Source organism: Nonomuraea sp. MG754425 (assembly GCF_021699195.1).
Classification (GTDB): Bacteria; Actinomycetota; Actinomycetes; order Streptosporangiales; family Streptosporangiaceae; genus Nonomuraea.
Genome location: NZ_SSXE01000582.1, coordinates 1 through 285 on the forward strand (window position 1 = coordinate 1; position 285 = coordinate 285).

Below are 285 nucleotides of genomic sequence, written 5' to 3' on the forward strand. Positions count from 1 at the left end.
GAGCAGGCCGGGATCGTCACGCTGGCCGATAAGGCCTATCAAGGAGCCGAAGGCCTGGTCCGCACCCCGTACAAGGGCAAGAACAAGCCCGAGTCCCAGAAGCAGGCCAACCGCTCCCACGCCAGGCTGCGCGGCCCCGGCGAGCGTGCCAACGCCCAGCTGAAGAGCTGGAAGATCCTCCGGAAGCTACGGTGCAGCCCGTCCAAGGCCGGCCACCTGTGCAAGGCCATCGCCGTCCTGCAGAATCACCGAGTTTCGCAGGCGGCGTGAGGATGAAAAGCGTTC

At 66.0% G+C, this 285-nt stretch carries 1 protein-coding gene; it reads left to right on the plus strand.

The window, feature by feature from the left end:
• A partial coding sequence (locus FAF44_RS54065) for a transposase family protein (RefSeq protein ID WP_237111241.1) occupies window positions 1-270 on the plus strand: 270 nt, incomplete at its 5' end.
• Window positions 271-285: the final 15 nt, after the last annotated feature.